The following is a 26,030-nucleotide window of genomic DNA, read 5'->3' on the forward strand; positions in this document are numbered from 1 at the left end:
TGATGCGGATACCTTTCTTCGTTTTCTTCAAAAGGTACTTGAACGCTATCCCAACGGGAAGATAGCCATAATTCTTGATAATGCGCGTATTCATCATGCGAAGCTCATCCAACCGTTTTTAAGTAGACATCTGCATCGCTTAGAATTGGTATTTTTACCTCCCTACAGCCCGGATTTAAATCTAATTGAAGGATTATGGAAATGGCTCAAATCTGACGTCATCCATAACGTTTTTTATTCATCGGTCTACGAGATTCAAAAAAATGTACAGGCTTTTATCCAGGAGTTAAATCGCACACCTGAAAAAGTGATTAATCGATTGTGCGTTCAATTGTAAAGCTTAAATTCAACTTATATAGCATGAAATTTGGAAATAAACATCAAGAGGAGGACTATAAATGAAGTTAATTTCATGGAATGTAAATGGTTTGCGAGCTGTTATCGCAAAAGGTGGATTTTTGGAATATCTTGAGGAATCAAGTGCTGACATATTTTGTCTACAAGAGATTAAATTACAAGAAGGACAAATTGATTTAAATCTAGAGGGATATTATACATACTGGAATTATGCTGTGAAAAAAGGATATTCAGGAACGGCTATTTTTTCAAAAAAAGAACCGATTTCAGTTACATATGGTTTAGGCATTGAAGAGCATGATCAAGAAGGACGACTTATTACTTTAGAATTCGAAGATTTTTACATGATAACGTTATATACACCAAATTCAAAACGTGGATTAGAACGATTAGATTACAGAATGAAATGGGAAGATGATTTCAGGTCCTATATCAAACGATTAGATGAGAAAAAACCAGTTATTTTTTGTGGAGATTTAAATGTTGCTCATAAAGAAATCGATTTGAAAAATCCAAAAAGTAATCGTAAAAACCCTGGATTCTCTGATGAGGAACGAGAGAAATTTTCATGTATTTTAGAAGAAGGGTTTGTTGATACGTATCGTTATCTTTATCCTAATCAAGAAGGTGCATATTCGTGGTGGTCGTATCGTATGGGCGCGAGAGCGAAAAATATCGGATGGCGTTTAGATTATTTTGTTGTTTCGGAAAGAATGAAAGACCAAATAACAGAAGCGAAAATTAATAGTGAAGTAATGGGATCTGACCATTGTCCAGTTGAATTACATATAAATTTCTAAAAAAAGAAGTATCCATCTAACATTAGGCGGATACTTCTTTTTTAATTCAGTTTGTTAAAATTTTTCAAATCTTTCTTGAAATAATTGCATATTAAATATATACTTAGTAACGATAATCATTATCAATGAAAAATATTATCAATGGATGAGGTATAAAAGAATTATAGCTTAGGGGAAGTGAACGAGAATGAGTTCTGGATAGAATTATTAATCTAATGAAATATATATGTAAGACAAGTTTCATATAGTTAAATTTTATTGAGAATATAGTTTGGAAAATTCGAGAGGAGATATATAAAGATGAATAAAAAGTTATTTACATTAGGGATGGTTACAGTTTTAAGTGTAGGTTTAGCGGCATGTAATAGTGCGGATAAAACTTCAGGCGAGCAAAAACAACAGACAAAAGCTACGGAAACGAAAAAAGATGAAAAACGAAAAATTACATATTTAGGTAAAGAATATACAGTGCCAGCAAAAGTAGATAAAATTGCGACAGCTAGTTTAGAGTCAATGGAAGATGCGGCAGTACTTGGAATTAAACCAGTTGGTGCCATTACTGTTGGTGGTAAATTACCGAAGTATCTTGAGAAAGATTTAGAAGGTGCGAAATCTGTTGGTGAGAAAATGGAACCAAATTTCGAAACATTACTTCAATTAAAACCAGACGTTATTACATCAAGTACGAAATTCCCAGCAGAAACAGCTGAAAAGTTTACGAAAGTAGCTCCTACATTCCCGGTATCACACGTTTCAACAAATTGGGAAGATAACTTAAAGTTAATGGGAGAATTAACTGGTAAAAAAGATAAAGCAGAAAAAATTATTAAAGACTACAATTCGGACGCTGAAAAAGCAAAAGCAAAACTAGGAGATAAGTTAAAAGATAAAAAAGTACTTGTCATTAGACTAAGAGCAAATGACTTATTCCTATACCCAGAAGGAGTATACTTTAACCCTGTAATTTATAAAGATCTTGGACTAACTGCTCCAGAACAACTTAAAACGGTAAAAGCACAAGAAAAAATTTCTTTAGAAAAATTAGCTGAAGTTAATCCTGATTATATCTTCTTACAATACGAGGCAAGTGAAAATAATAAACCGAAAGTGTTAGAAGACATTGAAAATAATCCAATTTGGCAAAGTATGAACGCTGCGAAAGAAAAGAAAGTATTTGTAAATGTTGTAGACCCAATGGCACAAGGTGGTACAGCTTGGAGTAAAACAGCATTCTTAAAAGAAGCCGTGAAAAATTTATCTAAATAATACAATAAGTAAGGTGCGTTGAATGATATGCAGAAAACAAATGCAGTACCAGTAACTATATTATGTATAGCACCCATACTCATCTTATTTACAATTATACTTTCGATTTTGTATGGGGCAAAAAGTATTGACGCTGAAACAGTGTGGAACGCATTATTTCATTTTGATTCAAGCGATGTAAACCATAATATTATTATTACTTCACGTTTACCAAGGGTAGTTGCAGCTCTTTTAGTCGGAGCATTTCTAGCCATATCAGGAGCACTTATGCAGGGGATGACAAGAAACTATCTTGCATCCCCTTCTATTATGGGTGTGACGGATGGCGCTGCCTTTGTTATTACACTTAGCATGATTTTTCTTCCGGGAATGTCATCAATTGGTATGGTTTTATGTTCAATGATTGGTTCTGCACTAGGCGCCGGTATCGTGTTTGGTTTTGGTTCGCTCCTTCAAAATGGCTTATCACCAGTTAGGTTAGCGATTATAGGAACAGTTATTGGAACATTTTTAAGTAGTGTATCGGCTGCAATGGCTTCGTATTTCCAAATTTCTCAAAATGTTAGTTTTTGGTTTAATGCAAAGTTAGATCAAGTAGATCCTAATATCATTAAAATCACGATACCGTTTGGGATAATTGGAATAATTTTAGCACTGTTAATATCAAAATCTATTACCATTCTTTCATTAGGCGAAGAGGTTTCTATTAATTTAGGGCAACGTACAAAACTAGTTAAAGCGATGGCAATTTTATCGGTAATTTTCTTAACAGGAACAGCAGTTGCTTTAGTGGGGAAAGTTGGTTTTGTAGGTTTAATTATTCCGCACATTACCCGCTTTATAATTGGGGTAGATTATAAGTGGATTTTGCCATGTGCAGGTGTTATTGGTGGCGTTTTCTTAGCGTTATGTGACGTTTTGAGTAGATTTGTAAACTATCCATTTGAAACACCTATTGGAGTCGTTACCTCCTTAATTGGAATTCCTTTCTTCCTCTATTTAATCCGTACTAGAGGAGGAGAGAGACATGCTTAAAAGTTCAAGTCAACGTTTCGGAATGACGATGGGGATTATTATATTTTTAATACTATGTGCTATTTATATTAGTTTAACAAATGGTACGTTCGACATTACTATTACAGATGTATTTAAAACACTGTTTAGAATTGATCCAGTATCAGAACATGATTTAGTTATTTTTGAGTTTCGTCTTCCGCGTATCGTAATTGCTGGATTAGTAGGATTAGGTCTTGGTGTTGCGGGTGCTGTTATTCAAGGGATTACGAGAAATGGATTGGCGGACCCAGGTATTTTAGGAGTAAATGCCGGAGCAGGAACAGCGATCGTCATTTTTATGTTTTTCTTTCAAGGGCAATTAAAAAGCACAGACTGGGTTTCTATTATGATGATGCCAATGTTTGGTTTAGTAGGCGGATTAGGTGCAGCTATCATCATTTATCTGTTTTCTTGGAAAAACGGTAAATTAGATTCGCAGCGACTTTTATTAACAGGAATTGCAATTGGATCAGGATTTGGAGCCTTTTCTATGTATTTATCACTCAAAATGAAGTCAACTGATTTTGAAATGGCCGCAGTGTGGGTGTCTGGAAGCATATATAGTGCGAACTGGAAGTATATTGTGGCTATGTTACCATGGCTTATTATCTTAATTCCGCTTATACAAAAGAAAGCTTATTTATTAGATTTATTTCAATTGGAAGAAACTAGTATTACAAGTTTAGGTGTTTCAGTAGAAAGAGAGAAATCGATTTTACTATTAAGTAGTATCGGGCTTGTGAGCGCATGTGTTGCTGTTTCAGGGAGTATCGGTTTTATTGGCTTAATGGCACCGCATATTGCGAAAAGGCTTGTCGGTATTCAACATAAGTATATAATTCCTACGTGCGGCGTAATCGGAATGTTTCTTGTAATTGCTTCAGACTTTATTGCGAAAACAGTTTTCACACCTGTAGAGCTACCAGTTGGAATCGTTATTTCTATTGTCGGTGTACCATATTTCTTATATTTACTTTATAAGGCGAAAGCGTAAGAGGAGGAATAAAAGTGAGTATTTTAAGTGCAAAAAATTTAGAAACAAGTTATGAAAAGCTTACAGTGTTTCGCGATTTAAATGTGGAAATACAAGAAGGAAAAGTAACGACAATTATAGGTCCAAACGGTTGCGGTAAATCGACATTGTTAAAAACAATGGGAAGAATTTTAAAACAAAAAAGCGGAAAAGTATATTTACAAGGGCAAGATTTACATACAATTCCAACGAAAGAAATTGCGAAGCAGTTAGCTTTACTCCCGCAAACTCCAATTGCACCAGGTGAACTTAAAGTGGAAGAATTAATTTCTTATGGACGCTATCCACATCGAAATAACGTAAATAAGTTAACGACAAAAGATAAAGAAATGATTGATTGGGCATTAGATATAACGAAAACTTCTGAATTTCGAACGAGACAAATTGCAAATTTATCAGGTGGCCAAAGACAAAAGGTATGGCTAGCGATGGCATTAGCACAAGAAACAGAAGTGTTGCTATTAGATGAGCCAACTACATACCTTGATATGTCTCATCAATTAGATGTATTACAAATTGTGGAGAAGTTAAATAAAGAACATAATTGTACGGTTGTTATGGTATTACATGATATTAACCATGCAGCAAGGTTTTCAGATGAAATTATTGCAATGAAGGAAGGAGAAATTGTTACAACTGGTAGCCCAGAAGAAATCATTACAAATGAAGTGTTAAAAGAAGTATTTCATATTGATGCACGTGTCATGATTGATCCGTATAACGGGGCTCCTGTTTGTTTCGGTTATGATAGCGTTGTATCTCAAGAAGAAAAAATCGAAATATATGTAACAAGTTAAAAAGGGGGGGATAGGGTGAATACTACAGTTGAAAAACAGCAGATTATAACATCTAATACAGAGCAGTGGAAAATGTATTCAAAATTAGAAGGTAAGGAATATCAAATTCATATTTCAAAGCCGAGGCAACCAGCAACGGATTCAGGATATCCTGTCATTTACGTATTAGATGGCAATGCCTTTTTTCAAACATTTCATGAAGCAGTTAAAATACAATCAGTAAGAGCGGAAAAAACCGGTGTTTCACCAGCTATTATAGTAGGAGTGGGTTATCCAATTGAAGGCGCATTTTCAGGGGAAGAAAGGTGCTATGATTTTACGCCTAGCGTAATTTCAAAAGATGCCCCTTTAAAACCAGACGGTAAACCGTGGCCTAAAACAGGAGGAGCACATAATTTCTTTACTTTTATTGAAGAAGAACTGAAACCACAAATTGAAAAGAATTTTGAGATTGATAAAAGTAAGCAAACGTTATTTGGGCATTCTTTAGGTGGCCTATTCGCTTTGCATATACTATTTACAAACTTGAATGCTTTTCAAAATTATTTTATTAGTAGTCCATCTATATGGTGGAATAATAAATCCGTTCTTGAAAAAGAAGAGAACCTTATAATTGAATTAAACAATGCTAAGTTTGAAACAGGAGTGTTCCTTACAGTTGGATCACTTGAACGAGAGCATATGGTTGTAGGTGCAAATGAATTATCAGAGCGCCTTCTCCAAGTAAACCACGATAAACTTAAATTTAAGTTTTATGAAGCTGAAGGGGAGAATCATGCATCTGTTGTGCCGACGTCTTTAAGTAAAGGATTGAGGTTTATTAGTTACGTATAGGAAAAAAGGTTATGGATAAAACATTCCATAACCTTTTTTAATATGTAGAATTGTCCTTTTCGAAAGTTTTGTTTCAACTTTTCGTCTAAAGAGACAAAAAGTTGTCACAAATCGGTCACAATTAGCATAAACATAAAATAGACGAAATGAACTTATTTCCAAAAAGGCTTGGTTTATTTCAATCATGATTCGTAGAGTTGAAAAAGCATGGATTAAAAGTTCACTATATTCCCAAGGAGGTAGATCGTATGAAAACTATTCTTGCTATCGCTGGACTTATTTGGGTTTTATCGCATGGCATTCCAATTTATGAAGGAGAACAAATTCGCAGTGCTCTAAATAAAAATTTTAATGAATATCATATCATTGATCGGCAAGATAATGTTGTGACAGTTCGAGTAAATGACTGTTTTCATACGGTAACCGTTGAAGGAACTTCAGTAGTGAATGATACAAAAGTATGTGATCAGCAATAATTATATATGGAAAGAAAAATTCTCGGATTAAATATCTGAAAATTTAAATTTAAACATTATAGACGAAGAATAAGCGGGGGCGGGTAATCCCCGCTTATTCTTGTTTCACTTTATTGAATTTTGATGAGAGATATAATGATTTTTTGACAAAAAGGAAAGGGTATACTGAAAATTGAGATTAAGAAGCTAATGAGTTGTTAAGAATAATCATAAAGTGTAAATATACTCTTATGGGGTATCATGCGTAGATATTTAATGCTATAATTGGTATACTCATAAAAAACAATTGTTTTATTGGATGAAGAGAAACTTTAAGAAGGTGATAATATGGATCATAAAGAGCATGAAGCAGTAACACATAGATCAGAAAAAGAAAAAGAACAGATTATAAATAGATTAAAGAGAATTGAAGGACAGGTCCGCGGTATTCAAAACATGATTGAAAATGATCGTTATTGCGTAGATATTTTAGTGCAAATTTCAGCGATTAATGCAGCGATGAAAAAAGTAGGAATGGGCGTTCTCAAAAATCATACGAGTCATTGTGTTTCAGGAGCTATTAAAAATGGAAATGGTGACGAAGCAATTGAAGAATTAATGACAGTATTTGAACGTTTTTCAAAAGCGTAAAAACAAGCTAGTATTTAACTGGCTTGTTTTTTTGTTTACCCTCATATTGGATTTGGGTGTATTGTAGTGAAAAAGTGTGTGTAAAATAAACTTTTAGAAAATAATTGAAAAATCATGATACAAAACCATTGATTACCTTAGGGGGGTATGGTAAGATGTAATTGTGATTAACAAACAATGAATAAACAAGAGGAGGATTTTAAATGGAACAGTTAACATTACAAGTTGAAGGTATGTCTTGTGGACATTGTGTAAATGCTATCGAAAGCAGTGTGAAAGAGCTAAACGGTGTTGAACAAGTGAAGGTTCAATTAGCAGAAGGAACTGTTGAAGTTACTATCGACTCGTCTGCTGTAACATTAAAAGATATCGTTGCTGTAATCGAAGATCAAGGATACGATGTTCAATAATTATTTTTAGATATGGAAATAAATCGTACTTTAAATGAAGTACGATTTATTTTGCTAATAATTATACCTCATAAGGGTATATAGAGGTGAGAGACATGAATGAAAAAAAAGAGGCCAATCTTCAAATATCAGGAATGACATGTGCGGCATGTGCAAATAGAATTGAAAAAGGTCTAAAAAAAGTAGAAGGTGTTCATGAGGCAAATGTAAATTTTGCGCTTGAAAAAACAAAAATAATGTACGATCCAACTAAAACAAATCCGCAACAATTTAAAGAAAAAGTTGAATCATTAGGATATGGAATTGTAAGTGATAAAGCTGAATTTACTGTTTCAGGAATGACATGTGCAGCATGTGCAAATAGAGTTGAAAAGCGTTTAAATAAGTTAGATGGTGTGAACAAGGCGACAGTAAATTTTGCTTTAGAATCAGCCACAGTAGACTTTAACCCTGATGAAGTTAATGTAAATGAAATGAAGAGCGCGATTACGAAGCTAGGATATAAATTAGAAGTGAAACCAGATGATCAAGATGCATCAACTGATCATCGATTACAAGAAATTGAAAGACAAAAGAAGAAGTTTATTATTTCGTTTATTTTATCTTTCCCATTATTATGGGCAATGGTTAGTCATTTCTCATTTACGTCATTTATTTATTTACCAGATATGTTAATGAACCCTTGGGTGCAACTAGCACTTGCAACTCCTGTTCAATTTATCATTGGTGGACAGTTTTATGTTGGGGCTTATAAAGCGTTACGCAATAAAAGTGCTAATATGGATGTTCTCGTGGCACTTGGAACGTCGGCCGCGTATTTTTATAGTGTATATTTAAGTATTCAATCTATTGGTTCTTCGGAACATATGACAGATTTATATTTTGAAACGAGTGCGGTACTTATTACATTAATTATTTTAGGTAAATTATTTGAAGCGAAAGCAAAAGGGCGCTCATCAGAAGCAATTAAAAAATTGATGGGTTTACAAGCGAAGACAGCTACAGTTGTGCGAGATGGAACAGAAATAAAAATTTTGATTGAAGAAGTAGTAGCTGGTGATATCGTCTATGTAAAGCCTGGTGAAAAAATACCAGTAGATGGTGAGATTGTAGAAGGAAAATCAGCGATTGATGAATCGATGTTAACGGGTGAAAGTATTCCTGTTGATAAGTCAATTGGGGATGTAGTAATAGGTTCGACAATAAATAAAAATGGTTTTTTAAAAGTGAAAGCAACTAAAGTAGGCAGAGATACTGCATTAGCTCAAATCATTAAAGTAGTAGAAGAGGCACAAGGTTCAAAAGCTCCTATTCAAAGGGTAGCGGATCAAATTTCAGGTATTTTTGTACCGGTTGTAGTTGTGATTGCCATTATCACATTTGCAGTATGGATGATATTTGTTACACCTGGTGATTTTGGCGGAGCACTTGAGAAAATGATAGCAGTACTTGTTATCGCTTGTCCATGTGCGTTAGGTCTTGCAACGCCTACATCTATTATGGCAGGATCAGGAAGATCGGCTGAGTATGGTATTTTATTTAAAGGTGGAGAGCATTTAGAAGCAACGCACCGATTAGATACAGTTATTCTAGATAAAACAGGTACTGTGACAAACGGAAAGCCTGTGTTAACAGATATAATTGTAGCAGATGGATTCCATGAAGAAGAAATACTACGTTTAGTAGGTGCGGCAGAAAAAAATTCTGAACACCCACTTGCAGAAGCGATTGTGGAAGGAATTAAAGAAAAGAAAATTGATATTCCAAGTTCAGAGACGTTTGAAGCGATTCCTGGATTCGGTATCGAATCAGTCGTAGAAGGAAAACAATTATTAATTGGCACACGTCGATTAATGAAGAAATTCAATATTGATATTGAAGAAGTTTCAAAATCAATGGAAGAGCTAGAACGAGAAGGAAAAACAGCAATGCTTATTGCAATCGATAAAGAATATGCTGGTATAGTTGCCGTTGCAGATACTGTGAAAGATACTTCAAAAGCAGCTATCGCAAGACTGAAAAAAATGGGTCTAGACGTTGTGATGATTACAGGAGATAATACACAAACTGCTCAGGCGATTGCAAAGCAAGTTGGTATTGATCACGTAATTGCAGAAGTATTGCCAGAAGGAAAAGCAGAAGAAGTGAAAAAACTGCAAGCAAATGGTAAGAAAGTAGCGATGGTTGGAGATGGGATAAATGATGCTCCTGCTCTTGCTACAGCGAACATTGGTATGGCAATTGGAACGGGAACGGATGTAGCGATGGAAGCAGCGGATATAACGTTAATCCGCGGTGATTTAAATAGTATTGCTGATGCGATCTTTATGAGTAAAATGACGATAAGAAATATTAAACAAAATTTATTCTGGGCATTAGCTTATAACGCGTTAGGAATTCCAATTGCGGCATTAGGCTTCTTAGCCCCTTGGGTTGCTGGAGCAGCGATGGCATTTAGTTCTGTATCCGTTGTATTAAATGCATTACGATTACAAAGAGTTAAATTAAAATCTTAAAAAGTTACATTAAGTAATTGAATAGAATTAAAGAACAATACTTTGAATAAGTATTGTTTTTTTGTTCGTATAGAAATTAAAACGATATAATAAAGAAGAATTATTGAATCGTATGTAGTAGAAAAGTTAAGAGGTAGTTTGGTAAGGAGACTTATATATGTTAAAAGATATTATAATTAGAACATTTCAGAAAGAAGATTTAAATCAAGTATTACAATTGTTCTATGAAACAGTTCATACGGTTAATGCAAAAGATTATAATGAGTTACAGCTACAAGCATGGGCACCAGATCGACTAGATAGAGAAAGCTGGTTAAAGTCTTTAGAAAAGAATATTAGTTATGTAGCGGATCATAATGGTGTGATAGTCGGATTTGGAGATTATAATGAGGATCATTACGTAGATCGTTTATTTACACATAAATATTATCAAGGGAAAAGGATAGCCTCATCCATATTACAGAAGTTAGAAAAAGAAGCAGTGAACCTAGGGCATAGGGAAATCTATACAGAAGCGAGTATTACAGCAAAACCTTTCTTTGAAAGTAAAGGTTTTATTTGCATAAAGGAACAAAAGAAACAGCATAATGGTCAGATTTTTATTAATTATGTTATGAAAAAAATATCCTTCTCATAAATGAGAAGGATATTTTTCATTATTTTACAGCTTCTTTTAGTTCTTTACCAGCTTTGAAAGCAGGTACTTTAGAAGCTGCGATTTGCATTTCTTCACCAGTTTGTGGGTTACGGCCTGTACGAGCAGCTCTTTCACGAACTTCGAATGTACCGAATCCGATAAGTTGTACTTTTTCACCAGCAGCTAAAGTGTTAGTGATTGATTCTACTACAGTTTGTACAACTACAGTAGCTTCTTTTTGAGAAATCTCAGCATTTTGTGCTACGTTTTTAATTAATTCTGTTTTGTTCATGTTTTTCACCTCATATGTAAATAATGCTATTTAAGTTGTTATTATAACGTATAAAACATTCGAGAACAAGTGTACGTACATATATTCGCAAAAAAAATGAAATTTGTAATATTTTTTAGGACATTTTATAGACATTCCATTTAAGCGGACAGAGATTTGTTCTTCATTTCAGTCTTCTCTTGATGAGAAGGTAGTTTCTTATTATAAGATATGAAGTAAGGTAGTGCTACAAATAACATACCTCCTACTAAATTTCCGAAGAAAACAAAAATGAAGTTTGGAAAATATTCGATCCAAGTTAAATGACCGGCAAAAATTGCAGCTGGGATGACAAACATATTGGCTACAACGTGTTGAAATCCAATTGCAACAAAAGTCATAACTGGGAACCAAATACCGATAATCTTTCCGATAAATTCTTTACTTCCCATACTGAGCCAAACAGCTAAACAAACGAGCCAATTACATCCGATTGCAGAAATAAATGCTTGCAATGGTGTATCTTGTAGTTTCGCTTGAGCGATAGAAATAGTTTTCGCTAAAAAAGCTCCTTCAGTTAAGCCGACGATATGACCGAAAAAATAGGCTACGAATACAGCTCCTATGAAATTGCTAAATGTAACAATAACTAAATTTCGTATGAAATAAAATAAAGTAATTTTCTTTTGGAGCCAGGCCATAGAAACTGTCATCATGTTACCAGTTACTAGTTCACCGCCTGCAAGAATAACGAGAATAAGACCAACAGGGAATACAGCAGCGCCTAGAAAACTAGAAAATGATCCCCAATATTTTGGCATTGTCCCAATAACATGAATATCGAGTAAATACCCTAATGCGATAAAAGCACCACCAAAAAAACCAAGAATTAGCATAGGGAGCAATGATAAATGAGCTTTTTTCCTTCCTGAATTCGCAGCAAGTTCCGTAATTTCTTCTGGTGTAAATACAGACATGAATAATCCCTCCGTAATAAAATGATGGAATGAATAGAAAAAATTTCAAAAATCTATGTATTATAAAAATATGTTATGACTTCTGTATAAAATTGTCAAAGTGAATAGAGAGGGAATTAAAAATTGATAACATTGTTCATGTTGTCACATGAATGTAACAATAAGGATTTAAAGTGTTTGTAGAGGTGAAAACATGAATACGAATCATGTAAAAAAAGAACGAAAAAAATCAATCATAAAGATATTTATTATTAGTTTTATAAGTATATTAATGATACCAGTAAGTTTGTATTATTATGCGACAGAAATAGAACGAAAACTAGTAACAGTTACGTGGAATGAAATAGAAGCTTCTACAATTCCTAAAGAGTTTAATAATAAAAAAATATTGCAGTTTTCAGATGTACATTTAGGGCCAGAGTTTACATTGAAGCAACTTGAACATTTGGTGGAGAAGATGAATGAAATACATCCAGATATCGTAGTTTTTACTGGAGATTTAATAGATAAATTTGGGTCTTATAGTGCGGAAAGAGAAGAAGCAAAGGCTATTTTGCAGAAAATTTACGCGCCCTTAGGGAAATATGCTGTGTTTGGGAATCATGATAGGGGCGGGGGCGGTAGTTTATTTTACAAAAAATATATGGAGGAAGCTGGTTTTTCTGTATTAGTAAATGAAGTGCAGAAAATTAAAGTGGAAAACGGCAAATATATTACAATATCAGGTTTAGATGATTTTCTATTAGGGAAGCCACAAATAGATTCAACTTTAAAAAACTTGAAACAAAATGATTTCAACATGTTATTAGTACATGAGCCGGATGTTGTAACCAAAATAAATCGTTACCCAATGGATCTTCAACTGTCAGGACATAGTCACGGAGGACAAGTCCAAATTCCTTTTGTAGGTCCATTAATTACTACCAAACTAGCTGAGAATTATGTTGAAGGTATGTATGAAGTAGAGGGGAAGAGTAAGCTGTTATATTTATATGTAAATCGTGGCATTGGGACTACTAGGATGCCTGTTAGATTTTGGAGTGTACCTGAACTTTCAGTTTTTGTATTGAAGCAAAATAGTAACTAATGTATTCAATTCCACATCATCATTCTCAATTTGATTTTGATGAACGAGATATGGTAATTTACGGTAAATGAAAACAACAATAGGTCCTATAACCTATTGTTGTTTTTTATTATTTTTGCAAGGGAAGAGTATCAAAATATGTTCTGTAATTATTAGAGAATTCAAAGTTGTTTTTTGCATCCCAATTAATAGACCAAGACATTAGGCCGCGGAATGCAGGATAGCCACTTTGGTTAGAAAGTTTATACTTTCCTCCGAACGGAACTCCTTTAATGATATAATTTAAAGCTTTTTTCATTTCAGTTGGCGAAATGTATCCACCACTTGGAGCTGCCGCTGGTGCTGCTGGAAGCCCAATCATAACTTGATCTGAGCGAAGAGCTGGGAAAATGTTATTTGGATTACCACCTACAGGAAAACCATGTAAGAGCATATCTGCCATAGCGACTTCGTAGTCTGCAGTACCTTGATTGTAGTTATTACCGTCCATTCCAACCCCGCTACCAGCGTTGTAGTGTTGAACGTGAATGTATGTTAGTTTATCTTTCACTCCGTAAATAATTGGTAAATATGCACCCCAGATACTTCCGTATGCGCTATAACCGCCTTGAACATAAGCTGTTTCAGGAGCCATGCTTAATAGAAAATCTGGACCATAATGATCTGAGATTGTTCGAATAGCTGATATAAGATTTACGATTTGGGGAGTAGTTGGATTTTTGAAATTAATGTCATTTCCGTTTAAGTAAATACCTGATTCAAGGTCAATATCTATTCCATCAAAACCGTATTTATCGATTAGAGATTGTATGGAATTAATAAAACGTTGCTTAGCGGCATTGTCAGGAAGTAAAACGACTCCATTTTGTCCTCCTATTGAAAGAACTACTTTCTTTCCTTTACTTTTTAAATAAGAAATATCTGATTTGAAGTCTGCATCTGTACCATACACAGGAGAAAATTCAACAGTGGAACGATCACCACCAGTTTCACCAAAAGATACATTGATTACATCCCATTTTGGTGAAACGTCTTTTAATTTAATAATGCCAGTACCGTTATCAAAGTTATGCCAGTATCCAACGAGTAATTTTGAACCTAAATTGTTTGCTGCTTGTGTTTGGAAAGGGGATAGCGGTAGTAGTAAGAACATTACTAAAATACAACAAAATAATTTGAACTTGTTTAACATATCAACACTCCTATACAAAAAGTTGTCTAGATGTATAATCTTGTTTATTTAATGATATCTGAAAATTCTTTCTTTTGTAAGAGGACTATAATTTTCTCAACAATTGTGTGTGGGAAAGTATTAAACCTAATGAAATAATTTTTGAAGGAGATTGAATTGTAATTGTTAAAATCAGAATATTTTGATATATTTTAACGTATAGAACAAAATCTTTCGCACAGTACTCTTACATAAATTTCAAAATTTAGTTTGGAAGGGGATGTACAAGAGTTGGATAAAAATCTAAAGAAAGATCTCAAAATACGCCACATTACAATGATCTCAATTGGCGGCGTAATAGGGGCTGGTTTGTTTGTTGGAAGTGGTGCCGTTGTACATTCGGCAGGACCTGGTTCTATCGTTTCATATGCATTAGCAGGACTTCTAGTCATTTTCGTCATGAGAATGCTAGGAGAAATGGCAGCTGTAAATCCGACAAGTGGTTCATTTGCAACGTATGCAAGAGAAGCAATTGGTCCATGGGCGGGTTATACAATAGGCTGGTTATACTGGTTTTTCTGGGTAATTGTTATTGCAATAGAAGCCACAGCAGGTGCTGGTATTATCCAATATTGGATTCCACAAATACCGCTATGGTTATTAAGTTTAATATTAACAATTTTATTAACGCTGACGAACGTTTTTTCGGTGAAATCATTTGGAGAGTTTGAATATTGGTTTTCTTTTATTAAAGTAATAAGTATTGTTTTGTTCCTTTGTCTAGGTCTTGCTGTTATTTTAGGATTTGTTCCAGGAACAGAAGCACCCGGCACTTCGAATTTAATTGGACAAGGTGGGTTTATGCCAAACGGTATAAGTTCGGTCTTGCTTGGAATTACTGTTGTTATATTTTCATTTATGGGATCAGAGATTGTAGCAGTAGCAGCTGGTGAATCTGCAGAACCTGTAAAAGCAGTAAAAACAGCAACAAACAGTGTGATTTGGCGTATTCTTGTATTTTTTATTGGGTCTATAGCGGTAGTTGTTACGCTACTGCCATGGAATTCAGCTAACATATTAAAAAGTCCATTTGTAGCTGTACTTGAACATATAGGAATACTAGCGGCAGCACAAATTATGAATTTTATCGTTTTAACAGCTGTACTTTCTTGCTTAAATTCAGGCTTATATACAAATTCAAGAATGCTTTTTTCAATGGCAGAAAGAGGAGATGCGCCAAAGTCATTTTTAAAATTGAACAGTAGTGGTGTTCCTGTTCGAGCGGTTTTATTTGGAACGTTCTTCGCTTATATTGGAGTTGTTTTTAGTTACATTTCTCCAGATAAAGTCTTTTTGTTTTTAGTGAATGCATCTGGCGGGATTGCGTTACTAGTTTATCTCGTTATTGCAGTTTCGCATTTAAAGATGCGTAAAAAAATGGGGAAAGTAGAACAAAAAAATTTGAAAGTGAAAATGTGGCTTTTTCCGTATGTAACGTATGTTACAATTGCTGCTATTATAGCAGTTTTAGTTGCGATGTTCGCAATTGATACTTTACGTTCACAAGCACTTTTAACAATGTTTGTTACAGTTCTTATCATACTTTCTTATTTTATTTTTAATAGAAATAAAAATAGCACAGTTTTGAATCCTAAAAGTAAGAATGAGGAATCTGTTCGATGCTAATTTTCTTATTTTCGAAGAGAGTTACACCCAGTCATTGCTATAAAAGAATCATATATAATCATAGAAACAAGTAATTACTATTGTCATAGTGGATATAAACTTTTTTCTTGACTTTTTATACGAAGGCGAGCAAAATGGTAAAAAAGGAAGGGGGGATGATGATGGAAGAGTACGTATTAGAGCTGTATAACCTGTTATATACGACAGAATGGCAAGATATTGTTTCGTTTCTAGGAATAGTATTTTGCATGAAAATTGTAATTGTATATATGGAAGAGCAAGGTATGTTCTATTCCTTCTCATCTCCGTTCGATGTGCAGCGCGAGCCGTTGCTAAACTATGCCAATGTGAATTACGAACAATTTCCTTTTGTAGTTTTCTTTATGATTCGATTTATTACAGCAATTGTAAAGAAGAAGGAAAGTGATGATGAAGAGTGCCACGCAACTTGTAAGGTAGCTAACGTTTTTTAAGCTAAATACAAGGAGGAGATTTATATGTGGTTTCGATTTCTTATGATTGGTTTCTTTTCATTAACAGCAATTTCATTAATGGGATATCAAGTGTCTGAAATTTTTCAAGCATATAGCGATACATTTTTTAACAAAAATTAATCGCGTTGCTATTTGAATAATAAAGCGATAAAATCCTTCTTAAGAAGTTTTATTAAGAAGGATTTTTTTCTTTGTTTTGTCTTGCTGTGTCAAACTATTGTCACATTTACACTGTGAATAATATGTTAAAATAGTGAGGTTACGTATACATACTTGAAGGAAGAGGGAGTGACCATTTTGGTGGATCAATCAACAAATCAGAAAAGCTATGCTCCTATTGTGATAACGCTTTCTGTAATTGTAAATGCGATTATTTTATTTTTGTTCTTTGGACCTGTTGGCTATGAAGGAGAAGTACATTTTGATGTAACGATTTTACCAATGTTAAACGCGATTTTTAATAGCTTTACGTTCGTATTTTTATTAGCAGCGTTATTCTCTATTATTAAAAAGAATGTGAAAATGCATCGTGGTTTCATCCTTGCAGCATTTACGACAACTTTACTATTTTGTGTGTCGTATTTATCGTATCATTACTTAGCACCGGCAACACATTTTGGAGGAGAAGGATTCATTAAATATGTGTATTTCATCATTTTAATTACACATATTATCCTAGCAGCAATTATCGTACCACTTGCATTGTTTGCACTTGTATTTGGTTTTACAAATCAATTAACACGTCACCGTAAAATTGTACGTTGGACAATGCCAATTTGGTTATATGTAAGTTTATCTGGTGTTATTGTGTACTTAATGATCTCACCTTATTATCAATAAAAGTCTCAGCCTTTAGGCTGGGGCTTTTTTGTTAAGCAAATCTTTTTGTGAAATGAAAAAAATATGGTATACAAAAGTATAGTTGCTTTTCAAATAGAAGGGATGGTAAAGAAATATGCAAAATTTTGTATTTCGTAATCCAACGAAACTTATTTTCGGTAAAGATCAATTAGAACAGTTAAAAACTGAAATTCCACAGTTTGGTAAGAAGGTTCTTCTCGTATATGGAGGAGGCAGTATTAAAAGAAACGGTATTTATGATAATGTGATTTCTATTTTAAAGGATATTAATGCAGAAGTATTTGAATTGACGGGTGTTGAACCGAATCCTCGTGTATCAACTGTAAAGAAAGGGATTCAAATTTGTAAAGATAATGGAGTCGAATTTATTTTAGCAGTTGGTGGAGGAAGTGTAATCGACTGTACGAAAGCGATTGCTGCTGGTAGTAAATATGATGGAGATGTATGGGATATTGTAACGAAAAAAGCATTTGCTAGTGAGGCATTACCATTTGGTACTGTACTTACTCTTGCTGCGACAGGTTCTGAAATGAATGCAGGCTCGGTAATTACAAATTGGGAAACGAATGAAAAGTATGGATGGGGAAGCCCAGTTACATTCCCGCAGTTTTCAATTTTAGATCCAGTTCATACTGCATCTGTGCCGAGAGATCAAACGATTTATGGTATGGTAGATATTATGTCACATGTATTAGAACAATATTTCCATCATGGAACGAATACAGAACTACAAGATCGTTATTGTGAATCTGTTTTAAAAACAGTAATTGAGACAGCTCCCAAGCTTTTAAGTGATTTAGAAAATTATGAGCATAGGGAAACAATTTTATATTGCGGAACGATGGCGTTAAATGGTATTTTAGCGATGGGAGTAAGAGGTGACTGGGCAACTCATAATATTGAACATGCAGTTTCTGCTGTTCATGATATACCGCATGGAGGCGGCTTAGCAATTCTATTCCCTAACTGGATGAAGCATGTCGTAGATGAAAATGTAAGTCCGTTTTAAACAGTTCGCTATTCGTGTATTTGAAATAGAAACAGATGGAAAAACAGATAAAGAAGTGGCGTTAGAAGGAATTGAGGCACTGCGTCAATTTTGGACTTCGATTGAAGCGCCAGCAACATTAGCTGATTACGGTATTGGAGAAAATGAAATTGATATAATGGCTAATAAAGCGATGGCGTATGGTGAATTTGGTAACTTTAAAAAATTAAATAAAGATGATGTTCTAAGTATATATAAAGCTTCTTTATAAGTGAATTTAGAAAAGAAACCTATTTGATTGTTTGATCGAATAGGTTTCTTTTTTTGCTTTTTATAAATGTTTATGAATGTTTGTGATTATTTTTGATTGTTTATGGTTGATTTTTGTGACCGTTTTCATTATACTGTAATCAAAGAAGAGGTGAATAAAATGTTAACTCCTGAACGTCATCAAATGATATTGCAACTTGTAAAAGAACAGAAAGTTGTAAAATTACAGCAATTAGTTGAAAGAACAGAAAGCTCTGAGTCGACAATTCGCCGTGATTTAGCACAATTGGAAAAGCAAAGGTTATTAAAAAGAGTTCATGGTGGTGCCGCTGTTTTAACAGGAAAAGGGCAAGAACCAACGATGGTTGAAAAATCATCCAAAAACATTCAAATAAAACAACAAATTGCTAATTATGCGGCTAGCGTTGTTGAACAAGGTGATTGTATTTATTTAGATGCAGGGAGTACAACATTTGAAATGATTCCATTTTTAATCAATAAAGATGTTACTGTCGTTACGAATGGACTTATGCATATTGAAGCTTTAGTTGAAAATAATATTCGTGCGTATTTACTAGGCGGAATGATGAAGAGTAGGACGAAAGCTTTAATCGGTGCTATGGCACAGGAAAGTATGCAGAAGTATCGCTTTGATAAATGTTTTTTAGGTGCAAATGGTGTACATGAACAGCTTGGCTTTACAACGCCAGATCCAGAAGAAGCGCTCCTAAAACAAATGGCACTAACATTAGCAAACGAAGGATATTTCTTAATTGATGAAAGTAAGTTTTCAGAAGTTGCGTTTGCGAAAATTGCAAATGTTGAAGATGCAAATATTATTACAAACCATTTAGAAATTGATTTAGAAAAATATAAAAAACAAACCAATGTAATTGAGGCTGATAAACAATGATCTATACAGTTACTTTAAATCCATCTATTGATTATGTAGTGCAAGTTCCTTCTTTTGATTTAGGAACAATAAATCGAGCGGAGAAAGATATGAAGTTTCCTGGAGGAAAAGGAATTAATGTTTCTCGTGTTCTTCAGCGTTTAGGTGTTAAAAATATAGCACTTGGATTTACTGGTGGATTTACTGGTCAATTTATTAAAGAGGTATTACATGACGAAGGTGTAACAACAAACTTCGTCCAAGTAGATGAAGATACTCGCATTAATGTGAAAATAAAAGGGAAAGAAGAAACAGAATTAAATGGCCAAGGTCCTATTGTAACAAAAGAGCAGTTCGAACAGTTAATGAAAAAAATTGAGAGTATGCAACCTGGAGATTGTGTTGTACTCGCTGGGAGTGTACCGATCTCTATTCCAAGTACTTTTTACGAATCAATTGCTGCGTTTGGAGCTGAAAAAGGTATTCGTGTAGTAGTAGATGCAAGTGGAAGTGCACTGCAACATGTAATTAAAAATAAGCCATTTTTAATTAAGCCAAACCATCATGAACTTGGTGAGTTGTTTGGAGTAGAGCTTTCAACAGTAGAGGACGTTTTACCTTATGGAAGAAAATTAATTGAACAAGGTGTAAAACACGTTATCGTATCGATGGCTGGAGAGGGAGCTTTATTATTTACGGCAGAAGGTATATATGAAGCGACTGTTCCAAAAGGTGTTGTAATTAATTCAGTTGGGGCCGGAGATTCTCTTGTTGCAGGGTTTGTAGGCATATATGAACAGACAAAAGATATTGAAAAGGCATTTCAATACGGCGTTGCAACAGGGAGTGCAACAGCATTTTCAGCTGATTTATGTAAGAAGGAAAAAGTAGAAGAATTATTGTCGCAAGTAATTGTAGCTAAGCGATAGGGGGAAGCAACATATGAAAATTACAGAACTATTAAAAAGGGATACAGTCATTATGGATTTGACAGCTTCAAATAAAGAAGCTGTCATAGATGAATTAGTTGAGAAATTAAACGGGGCAAATCGTTTAAATAGTAAAACGGAATTTAAAGAAGCTATTTTAAAGCGGGAGTCCCAAAGTACGACTGGAATAGGGGAAGGTATTGCAATACCTCATGCGAAGACAAAGGCTGTTAAACAACCATCGATTTGTTTTGGTAGAAGTGTAAGCGGTATCAATTATGAGTCGCTTGATGGACAACCGGCATACTTATTCTTTATGATTGCTGCAAGTGAAGGAGCGAATAATACTCATTTAGAAACGTTGTCTCGTTTATCGACATTATTAATGGATGAAGGATTTCGCAAGCAACTATTAGAAGCGAAGGATGAAAGTGAGCTTCTTCAACTATTTGATGAAAAAGAGAATGAAAAAGAAGAAGAGATTGAAGTTGCACAACCAGAAGGAAATGAACCGTACGTACTTGCTGTTACAGCTTGCCCAACTGGAATCGCTCACACATATATGGCGGTGGATAGCTTAAAAGCAAAAGCGGCAGAGTTAGGGATAGCGATTAAAGTTGAAACAAACGGATCAACAGGTATTAAAAACGGTTTAACGAAAGAGGATATTGAACGTGCAACAGCTATTATTGTTGCGGCAGATAAACAAGTAGAAATGAATCGTTTTGCTGGTAAACATGTCATTCAAGTGCCAGTTGCTGATGGGATTCGAAAAACGGAAAAATTGCTAAATCGAGCTGTCAAACAAGATGCACCAATCTTTAAAGGTGTAAAAGAGGACGGGAAATCAGAAAGTATTGAGAGAGAAAAAGGATTAGGAATTTATAAGCATTTAATGAGCGGTGTAAGTAATATGCTTCCATTCGTTGTTGGTGGCGGGATTTTAATAGCGCTAGCATTTTCGTTTGGTGGTATAAAGGCGGAAGGTCCTTTAGCTGAATTGTTCATGTCAATTGGTGGAGGAAAAACAGGTGCGTTTTTATTCCTTGTACCAATTTTAGCTGGATTTATTGCAAGCTCTATTGCTGATCGTCCTGGTTTTATGCCTGGTGTTGTAGGTGGGTTTTTAGCGGCGAATGCGAATGCTGGATTTTTAGGTGGATTAATTGCTGGTTTCTTAGCTGGATATGTTGTTTTAGGGTTGAAAAGATTATTTTCAGGACTACCAGTACAATTAGAAGGAATTAAACCTGTATTGTTATATCCAGTCTTTGGATTATTGATTACAGGAGTTGTAATGCAAAAAGTAGTAATTCCGCCTGTAGTAGCATTAAATGAAATGTTGACAGGGTGGTTAAATGGTTTAAATGGTACGAATGCTATATTACTAGGTCTTATTTTAGGTGGTATGATGGCGATTGATATGGGTGGTCCAATTAATAAAGCGGCATTTACGTTTGGTATTGCTGCAATAGAAGCACAAAATTTTGGAGTGCACTCAGCAGTTATGGCTGGTGGTATGGTACCGCCACTTGCGATTGCATTCGCAACTACATTCTTTAAATCAAAGTTTACAGAAGCGGAACGTAAATCTGGTTTAACAAATTATATTATGGGAGCATCGTTCATTACAGAAGGTGCGATTCCGTTTGCAGCTGCAGATCCGGTTCGAGTAATCGTAAGTTGTGTTGTTGGTTCAAGTATTGCAGGTGCGTTATCTATGTTATTCCAAATTACATTACCGGCACCGCATGGTGGATTATTTGTAATAGCGTTAGTAAATAAACCGTTACTATATATTTTCTCTATATTAATTGGAACGATTGTCTCGGCTATTATGCTAGGTGTTTGGAAAAAGAAAGTTCAATAACAAATAAAAAGAGAGTAGCTTTTAGTAGCTGCTCTCTTTTTATTACAAAAAATAAGTTAACAATGGAATATTGATGTTTTTGGTAAAAGATGTAACGAATTGTGAATTTTTTGTAACAAAAAAGTAACACTGTAATTTTTTCTGGAAAAAAGTTCTTGTGCTCGTATATGAAAAATATATGAAAAATATATGAAAAATATATGAAAACCACTGGAGATTGTATGAGAAATACATTTTATTAATATGGAAATTTATGTTACAACTCGTTAATTGTATATTACGAATGCTTTGTAATTGTGTGATTTCTAAAAATTCTAAAAATCTGTTGCTATAATGAAAATACGAAAACAAAGCAAATGGAGGCTATTCATGAAAAAATTATTAAGTATAGCAACAGCAGCAGTTTTTGGTCTTGGGATTTTTGCGGGTTCTGCTAAAGCGGAAACAATTGTAACAACAGACGTATTAAATGTTAGAGAAAACCCAAATGTAGAGTCAAAGCTTGTAGGTAAAGTGTTAAGTGGGAATACACTAGATGTTATAAATACAGAGAATGGATGGACAAAAATTAAGTTAAACGGTAAGGAAGCGTTTGTAAGTGCTGATTTTACAAAGAGCACATATTATGTAACGGCGGGCGTATTAAATGTTCGTGCTGGAGCGAATACTGATTCTGAAATTTTAGGTAAACTTAATAAAAATGATGTGATTGAAACGACGAATCAAGTTCAAAATGAATGGTTACAATTCGACTACAATGGAAAAGTCGGATATGTTCACGTGCCATTTTTAACAGGAACGGCACCTGTAATTGAAAAGAAAGAGGTTGTAGTTCAAGAAGAAGCGCCGGTTAAAAATAATACAGCAGTTAAGAATAAAGAGTATGTTAAGAGTAACGATTCTATTAAGAATGTAGAATCAAGTAAACCTGTGGTAAAAGAAAAGCCGGCTGCAAAACCAGTTGCGAAATCTACTGAAACAAGTGCGCCTACTGGTGGTCGTGAAATTACAGTAGAAGCGACGGCATATACAGCAGATCCGAGTGAGAATGGTTCGTATGGTGGTCGTGTATTAACTGCAATGGGGCATGATTTAACAGCAAATCCAAATATGAAAGTAATTGCTGTTGATCCGAAAGTAATTCCGCTTGGATCAAAAGTATGGGTAGAAGGATATGGAGAAGCGATTGCTGGAGACACTGGTGGTGCGATTAAAGGAAATCGTATTGATGTATTAGTCGGTTCAGATGGTAGTGCTAATAGCTGGGGGCGCAAATCTGTAAAAGTGAAAGTTATACAATAGGTTATCGATATTAATATAAAAAGCGGTTGCTTGAAATTATGTAAGCAGCCGCTTTTTATGGATTATTGAAAGGGATAAATAGTTTTACCTGTAATAATTTTATATGCACTGCAAAATTGTGTTTGTATATATTCTGTATTTTTATTTTCTGGATGTGATGTTGTTTCATGGAGAGTAGAATGAAAAGCCCGTAGTAAACAATTTAGGGCGAAGTATAATTCCTCTTGTGAACAATTTTGTTCTTTTGTAGAAGTAGCTAAAATGAGGTCTTTTGTCAAAGATGAAAAATTGATGGTGGATTGTTTCATAGTTAACTCATCCTCTCGAAACTATTTTTATCATGTATATGCAGGATTGGACAAACTATGTTCTTTTTTATATGTAATTTCATGTACCGAAATGAAAGAACTTGCAATCATGCCGTTAAAATTGGTAAGATTGGGTATAATCAATAGATGGAGTATATTACATAAAGAGAGTTGAATGCTATGGGAGAAGTGCAACGTGAAAAAGTTGCTGTCATCATTGGACCAACAGCTGTTGGAAAGACGAAGTTAAGTATCGATCTTGCCAAAGCGTTGAACGGTGAAATTATTAGTGGTGATTCCATGCAAATCTATCGAACGATGGATATTGGAACTGCAAAGGTAACACAAGCAGAGATGGACGGAATTCCACATTATATGGTCGATATAAAAAATCCGGAAGATTCATTTTCTGTCGCGGAATTTCAAGAACGTGTTCGCAAACATATTCGAGAAATTACAGAACGTGGTAAATTACCAATTATAGTTGGTGGGACCGGTCTTTATATACAATCTGTTTTATTCGATTATCAGTTTACAGATGATGCTGGTGATGTGATATACCGAGAGCAAATGGAAAAGTTAGCTTTAGAACGCGGTGTGGAATATGTACATAAAAAATTGCAAGAAGTAGATCCGGAAAGTGCGGAGCGTATTCATGCAAATAATGTACGACGTGTCATTCGGGCGTTAGAAATTTTCCACACGACGGGTGAAAAAATGAGTGACCAAATTGAAAAACAAGAAAAAGAGTTACTCTATGATGTTTCATTAATTGGCTTGACAATGGATCGAGAAATGCTATACGATCGCATTAACTTACGAGTGGATTTGATGATGGAACAAGGCCTATTAGAGGAAGTAGAAGGTCTGTATAATAGAGGGATACGAGATTGTCAATCTATTCAAGCGATTGGATATAAAGAAATCTATGATTATTTTGAGAATCGAGCCCCTTTAGAAGATGCGGTATCACAATTAAAGACGAATTCGCGTCGTTATGCAAAGCGTCAATTAACGTGGTTCCGTAATAAAATGGATGTCACGTGGTTTGATGTTACAGACGGTGAAAAAACGTCAGAAATTTTACGATACATAGAAGGAAAGTTACAAGTAAAGTCGAATAATAGTAAGTAGAGAAAAAGAGGAGGATTCGACATGAAGCAATCAATCAATATTCAAGATCAGTTTTTAAATCAACTCCGTAAAGAAAATACGTTTGTTACGCTGTACTTATTAAATGGTTTCCAGCTTCGTGGACTAATTAAAGGATTTGATAATTTTACAGTCCTGCTGGAAACAGAAGGTAAGCAACAGCTTATTTATAAACATGCAATTTCTACATTTGTACCACAAAAAAATGTTTCAATTGAATTAGAATAGTAATGAATTATTGTACATAACAAAAAAAGAGCGAGTTTCCTCGCTCTTTTTTTATTTGTCATAAACAATCTATGATGAAATTTAAGCGATTCTAAATACAGTAAGGCGGATGTTAGTATTTCCTGTCGCAGGGATCGTAATCTCATTAAGAGTAGATTGAACAGAAATTCTTGCACCAGCTGCTAATGTTTCGATTGTAGTAAATGAAAGTGAGTCGCCTATTAAATTTGAAGAGAAATTATCAGTTGCGACTGCTCCATTAATTGAAATTCCTACTCCGAGTGGAGCGCATCCTGGCGCAGTTGTAGAAATGGATACGCTAATTACATAAATACCACCGTTAATAACAGTAACTGTATCTGTGCCGTTGAAGATAATATTGTTTACGTTAATTGCAGTACTAAAAATAAAGTTATTAAATTGCAGTACTGTTTGCTGAATATTGTTTGTTACAACAATTGTTGCTATAGGGAAGCTAGGTCCAGTTGGCCCAGTAGGTCCGGTAGGTCCACCAGAAGGTCCAGTAGGTCCGGTAACTCCTATACCAGTAGCGCCAGTAGCACCTGTGTTACCTTGAACACCTTGAGGTCCAGTAGCACCAGTAGCACCTGTGTTACCTTGAGCACCTTGAGGTCCAGTAGCGCCGGTAGCACCTGTGTTACCTTGAACGCCTTGAGGTCCAGTGGCACCAGTAGCACCTGTGTTACCTTGAGTACCTTGAGGTCCAGTAGC

The 26,030-nt window shown here is 34.6% G+C and carries 27 protein-coding genes and 1 pseudogene; 23 read left to right on the forward strand and 5 right to left on the reverse strand.

Features of this window, described 5'->3' with window-relative positions:
* The 12 genes from ATL10_RS28180 to ATL10_RS28235 all read left to right on the forward strand — a co-directional run.
* Nucleotides 1-337 (forward strand): IS630 family transposase (locus ATL10_RS28180; RefSeq protein WP_110497321.1); only part of this gene is annotated, 337 nt, incomplete at its 5' end.
* A 61-nt stretch (nt 338-398) separates the two neighbouring features.
* On the forward strand, nt 399-1,157 hold the full coding sequence (locus tag ATL10_RS28185) for an exodeoxyribonuclease III (protein ID WP_090977242.1): 759 nt from the start codon (nt 399-401) through the stop codon (nt 1,155-1,157).
* Nucleotides 1,158-1,457: 300 nt separating this feature from the next.
* The gene (locus tag ATL10_RS28190) at nt 1,458-2,423 is read left to right on the forward strand and encodes an iron-hydroxamate ABC transporter substrate-binding protein (RefSeq protein ID WP_001035498.1); all 966 of its coding nucleotides are present in this window, start codon (nt 1,458-1,460) and stop codon (nt 2,421-2,423) included.
* Nucleotides 2,424-2,450: 27 nt separating this feature from the next.
* Nucleotides 2,451-3,458 carry a FecCD family ABC transporter permease gene (locus ATL10_RS28195; RefSeq protein ID WP_001173040.1) on the forward strand — a complete coding sequence of 336 codons (1,008 nt, stop codon included), beginning with the start codon at nt 2,451-2,453 and terminating at the stop codon, nt 3,456-3,458.
* Nucleotides 3,451-4,473, forward strand: a complete 1,023-nt coding sequence (locus ATL10_RS28200) for a FecCD family ABC transporter permease (RefSeq protein ID WP_000920452.1) — start codon at nt 3,451-3,453, stop codon at nt 4,471-4,473. Before ATL10_RS28195 ends, ATL10_RS28200 begins: the two co-directional genes overlap by 8 nt.
* A gap of 14 nt (nt 4,474-4,487) precedes the next feature.
* A complete protein-coding gene (locus ATL10_RS28205; RefSeq protein WP_000025764.1) occupies nt 4,488-5,309 on the forward strand; it encodes an ABC transporter ATP-binding protein in 822 nt (273 codons plus the stop codon).
* Between the two features lie 15 nt (nt 5,310-5,324).
* Nucleotides 5,325-6,143: an alpha/beta hydrolase gene (locus ATL10_RS28210; protein ID WP_098256758.1), complete on the forward strand. Its 819-nt coding sequence runs from the start codon at nt 5,325-5,327 to the stop codon at nt 6,141-6,143.
* A gap of 248 nt (nt 6,144-6,391) precedes the next feature.
* Complete coding sequence (locus ATL10_RS28215) at nt 6,392-6,619, forward strand: hypothetical protein (protein WP_000849103.1); 228 nt, start codon at nt 6,392-6,394, stop codon at nt 6,617-6,619.
* A gap of 327 nt (nt 6,620-6,946) precedes the next feature.
* Nucleotides 6,947-7,249, forward strand: a complete 303-nt coding sequence (locus ATL10_RS28220; RefSeq protein WP_000349637.1) for a metal-sensing transcriptional repressor — start codon at nt 6,947-6,949, stop codon at nt 7,247-7,249.
* Between the two features lie 203 nt (nt 7,250-7,452).
* On the forward strand, nt 7,453-7,659 hold the full coding sequence (gene copZ / locus ATL10_RS28225) for a copper chaperone CopZ (RefSeq protein ID WP_000436973.1): 207 nt from the start codon (nt 7,453-7,455) through the stop codon (nt 7,657-7,659).
* Between the two features lie 95 nt (nt 7,660-7,754).
* The gene (locus ATL10_RS28230; RefSeq protein WP_001003176.1) at nt 7,755-10,175 is read left to right on the forward strand and encodes a heavy metal translocating P-type ATPase; all 2,421 of its coding nucleotides are present in this window, start codon (nt 7,755-7,757) and stop codon (nt 10,173-10,175) included.
* A gap of 157 nt (nt 10,176-10,332) precedes the next feature.
* Nucleotides 10,333-10,812: a GNAT family N-acetyltransferase gene (locus ATL10_RS28235; RefSeq protein WP_000910164.1), complete on the forward strand. Its 480-nt coding sequence runs from the start codon at nt 10,333-10,335 to the stop codon at nt 10,810-10,812.
* Nucleotides 10,813-10,831: 19 nt separating this feature from the next.
* On the opposite strand, the gene ATL10_RS28240 is transcribed toward ATL10_RS28235, so the two are convergent.
* Both ATL10_RS28240 and ATL10_RS28245 read right to left on the reverse strand, forming a co-directional pair.
* Nucleotides 10,832-11,104 carry an HU family DNA-binding protein gene (locus tag ATL10_RS28240; RefSeq protein WP_001043904.1) on the reverse strand — a complete coding sequence of 91 codons (273 nt, stop codon included), beginning with the start codon at nt 11,102-11,104 and terminating at the stop codon, nt 10,832-10,834.
* 140 nt (nt 11,105-11,244) lie between these two features.
* Nucleotides 11,245-12,060: a formate/nitrite transporter family protein gene (locus tag ATL10_RS28245; protein ID WP_000110543.1), complete on the reverse strand. Its 816-nt coding sequence runs from the start codon at nt 12,058-12,060 to the stop codon at nt 11,245-11,247.
* 193 nt (nt 12,061-12,253) lie between these two features.
* Between ATL10_RS28245 and ATL10_RS28250 the strand changes: the two genes are divergently transcribed.
* A complete protein-coding gene (locus ATL10_RS28250) occupies nt 12,254-13,147 on the forward strand; it encodes a metallophosphoesterase (protein WP_001095330.1) in 894 nt (297 codons plus the stop codon).
* Nucleotides 13,148-13,256: 109 nt separating this feature from the next.
* On the opposite strand, the gene ATL10_RS28255 is transcribed toward ATL10_RS28250, so the two are convergent.
* Nucleotides 13,257-14,339, reverse strand: a complete 1,083-nt coding sequence (locus ATL10_RS28255; protein ID WP_098256760.1) for a chitinase — start codon at nt 14,337-14,339, stop codon at nt 13,257-13,259.
* A gap of 270 nt (nt 14,340-14,609) precedes the next feature.
* Here ATL10_RS28255 and gabP point away from each other — a divergent pair, with 270 nt between their 5' ends.
* From gabP to entD, 8 genes and pseudogenes are all read left to right on the forward strand, one after another.
* Nucleotides 14,610-16,004: a GABA permease gene (gene gabP, locus ATL10_RS28265; RefSeq protein WP_110497995.1), complete on the forward strand. Its 1,395-nt coding sequence runs from the start codon at nt 14,610-14,612 to the stop codon at nt 16,002-16,004.
* Nucleotides 16,005-16,138: 134 nt separating this feature from the next.
* The gene (locus ATL10_RS28270) at nt 16,139-16,477 is read left to right on the forward strand and encodes a hypothetical protein (protein WP_003271231.1); all 339 of its coding nucleotides are present in this window, start codon (nt 16,139-16,141) and stop codon (nt 16,475-16,477) included.
* 318 nt (nt 16,478-16,795) lie between these two features.
* Nucleotides 16,796-17,338: a DUF420 domain-containing protein gene (locus tag ATL10_RS28280; RefSeq protein ID WP_000228315.1), complete on the forward strand. Its 543-nt coding sequence runs from the start codon at nt 16,796-16,798 to the stop codon at nt 17,336-17,338.
* Between the two features lie 115 nt (nt 17,339-17,453).
* A pseudogene (locus ATL10_RS28285) lies at nt 17,454-18,618 on the forward strand (iron-containing alcohol dehydrogenase).
* A 159-nt stretch (nt 18,619-18,777) separates the two neighbouring features.
* Entirely contained in the window at nt 18,778-19,530 is a 753-nt protein-coding gene (locus ATL10_RS28290; RefSeq protein ID WP_000957288.1) for a DeoR/GlpR family DNA-binding transcription regulator, read from the forward strand.
* Nucleotides 19,527-20,438, forward strand: a complete 912-nt coding sequence (gene pfkB / locus ATL10_RS28295) for a 1-phosphofructokinase (protein ID WP_098256761.1) — start codon at nt 19,527-19,529, stop codon at nt 20,436-20,438. Before ATL10_RS28290 ends, pfkB begins: the two co-directional genes overlap by 4 nt.
* 13 nt (nt 20,439-20,451) lie before the next feature.
* Nucleotides 20,452-22,308, forward strand: a complete 1,857-nt coding sequence (locus ATL10_RS28300) for a PTS fructose transporter subunit IIABC (protein WP_110497997.1) — start codon at nt 20,452-20,454, stop codon at nt 22,306-22,308.
* Between the two features lie 369 nt (nt 22,309-22,677).
* Nucleotides 22,678-23,610: a cell wall-binding protein EntD gene (entD, locus tag ATL10_RS28310; protein ID WP_016512433.1), complete on the forward strand. Its 933-nt coding sequence runs from the start codon at nt 22,678-22,680 to the stop codon at nt 23,608-23,610.
* Nucleotides 23,611-23,672: 62 nt separating this feature from the next.
* On the opposite strand, the gene ATL10_RS28315 is transcribed toward entD, so the two are convergent.
* Nucleotides 23,673-23,918, reverse strand: a complete 246-nt coding sequence (locus ATL10_RS28315) for a hypothetical protein (protein ID WP_000814431.1) — start codon at nt 23,916-23,918, stop codon at nt 23,673-23,675.
* 180 nt (nt 23,919-24,098) lie between these two features.
* Here ATL10_RS28315 and miaA point away from each other — a divergent pair, with 180 nt between their 5' ends.
* Complete coding sequence (gene miaA / locus ATL10_RS28320; RefSeq protein ID WP_000504953.1) at nt 24,099-25,052, forward strand: tRNA (adenosine(37)-N6)-dimethylallyltransferase MiaA; 954 nt, start codon at nt 24,099-24,101, stop codon at nt 25,050-25,052.
* Between the two features lie 21 nt (nt 25,053-25,073).
* On the forward strand, nt 25,074-25,298 hold the full coding sequence (gene hfq / locus ATL10_RS28325; RefSeq protein ID WP_000813896.1) for an RNA chaperone Hfq: 225 nt from the start codon (nt 25,074-25,076) through the stop codon (nt 25,296-25,298).
* A gap of 81 nt (nt 25,299-25,379) precedes the next feature.
* Here the strand turns inward: hfq and ATL10_RS28330 are convergent.
* On the reverse strand, nt 25,380-26,030 hold a 651-nt coding region (locus ATL10_RS28330), incomplete at its 5' end, for a Gly-Xaa-Xaa repeat protein (protein ID WP_142670021.1).

The organism is Bacillus sp. 196mf (assembly GCF_003217275.1).
Classification (GTDB): Bacteria; Bacillota; Bacilli; order Bacillales; family Bacillaceae_G; genus Bacillus_A; species Bacillus_A thuringiensis_S.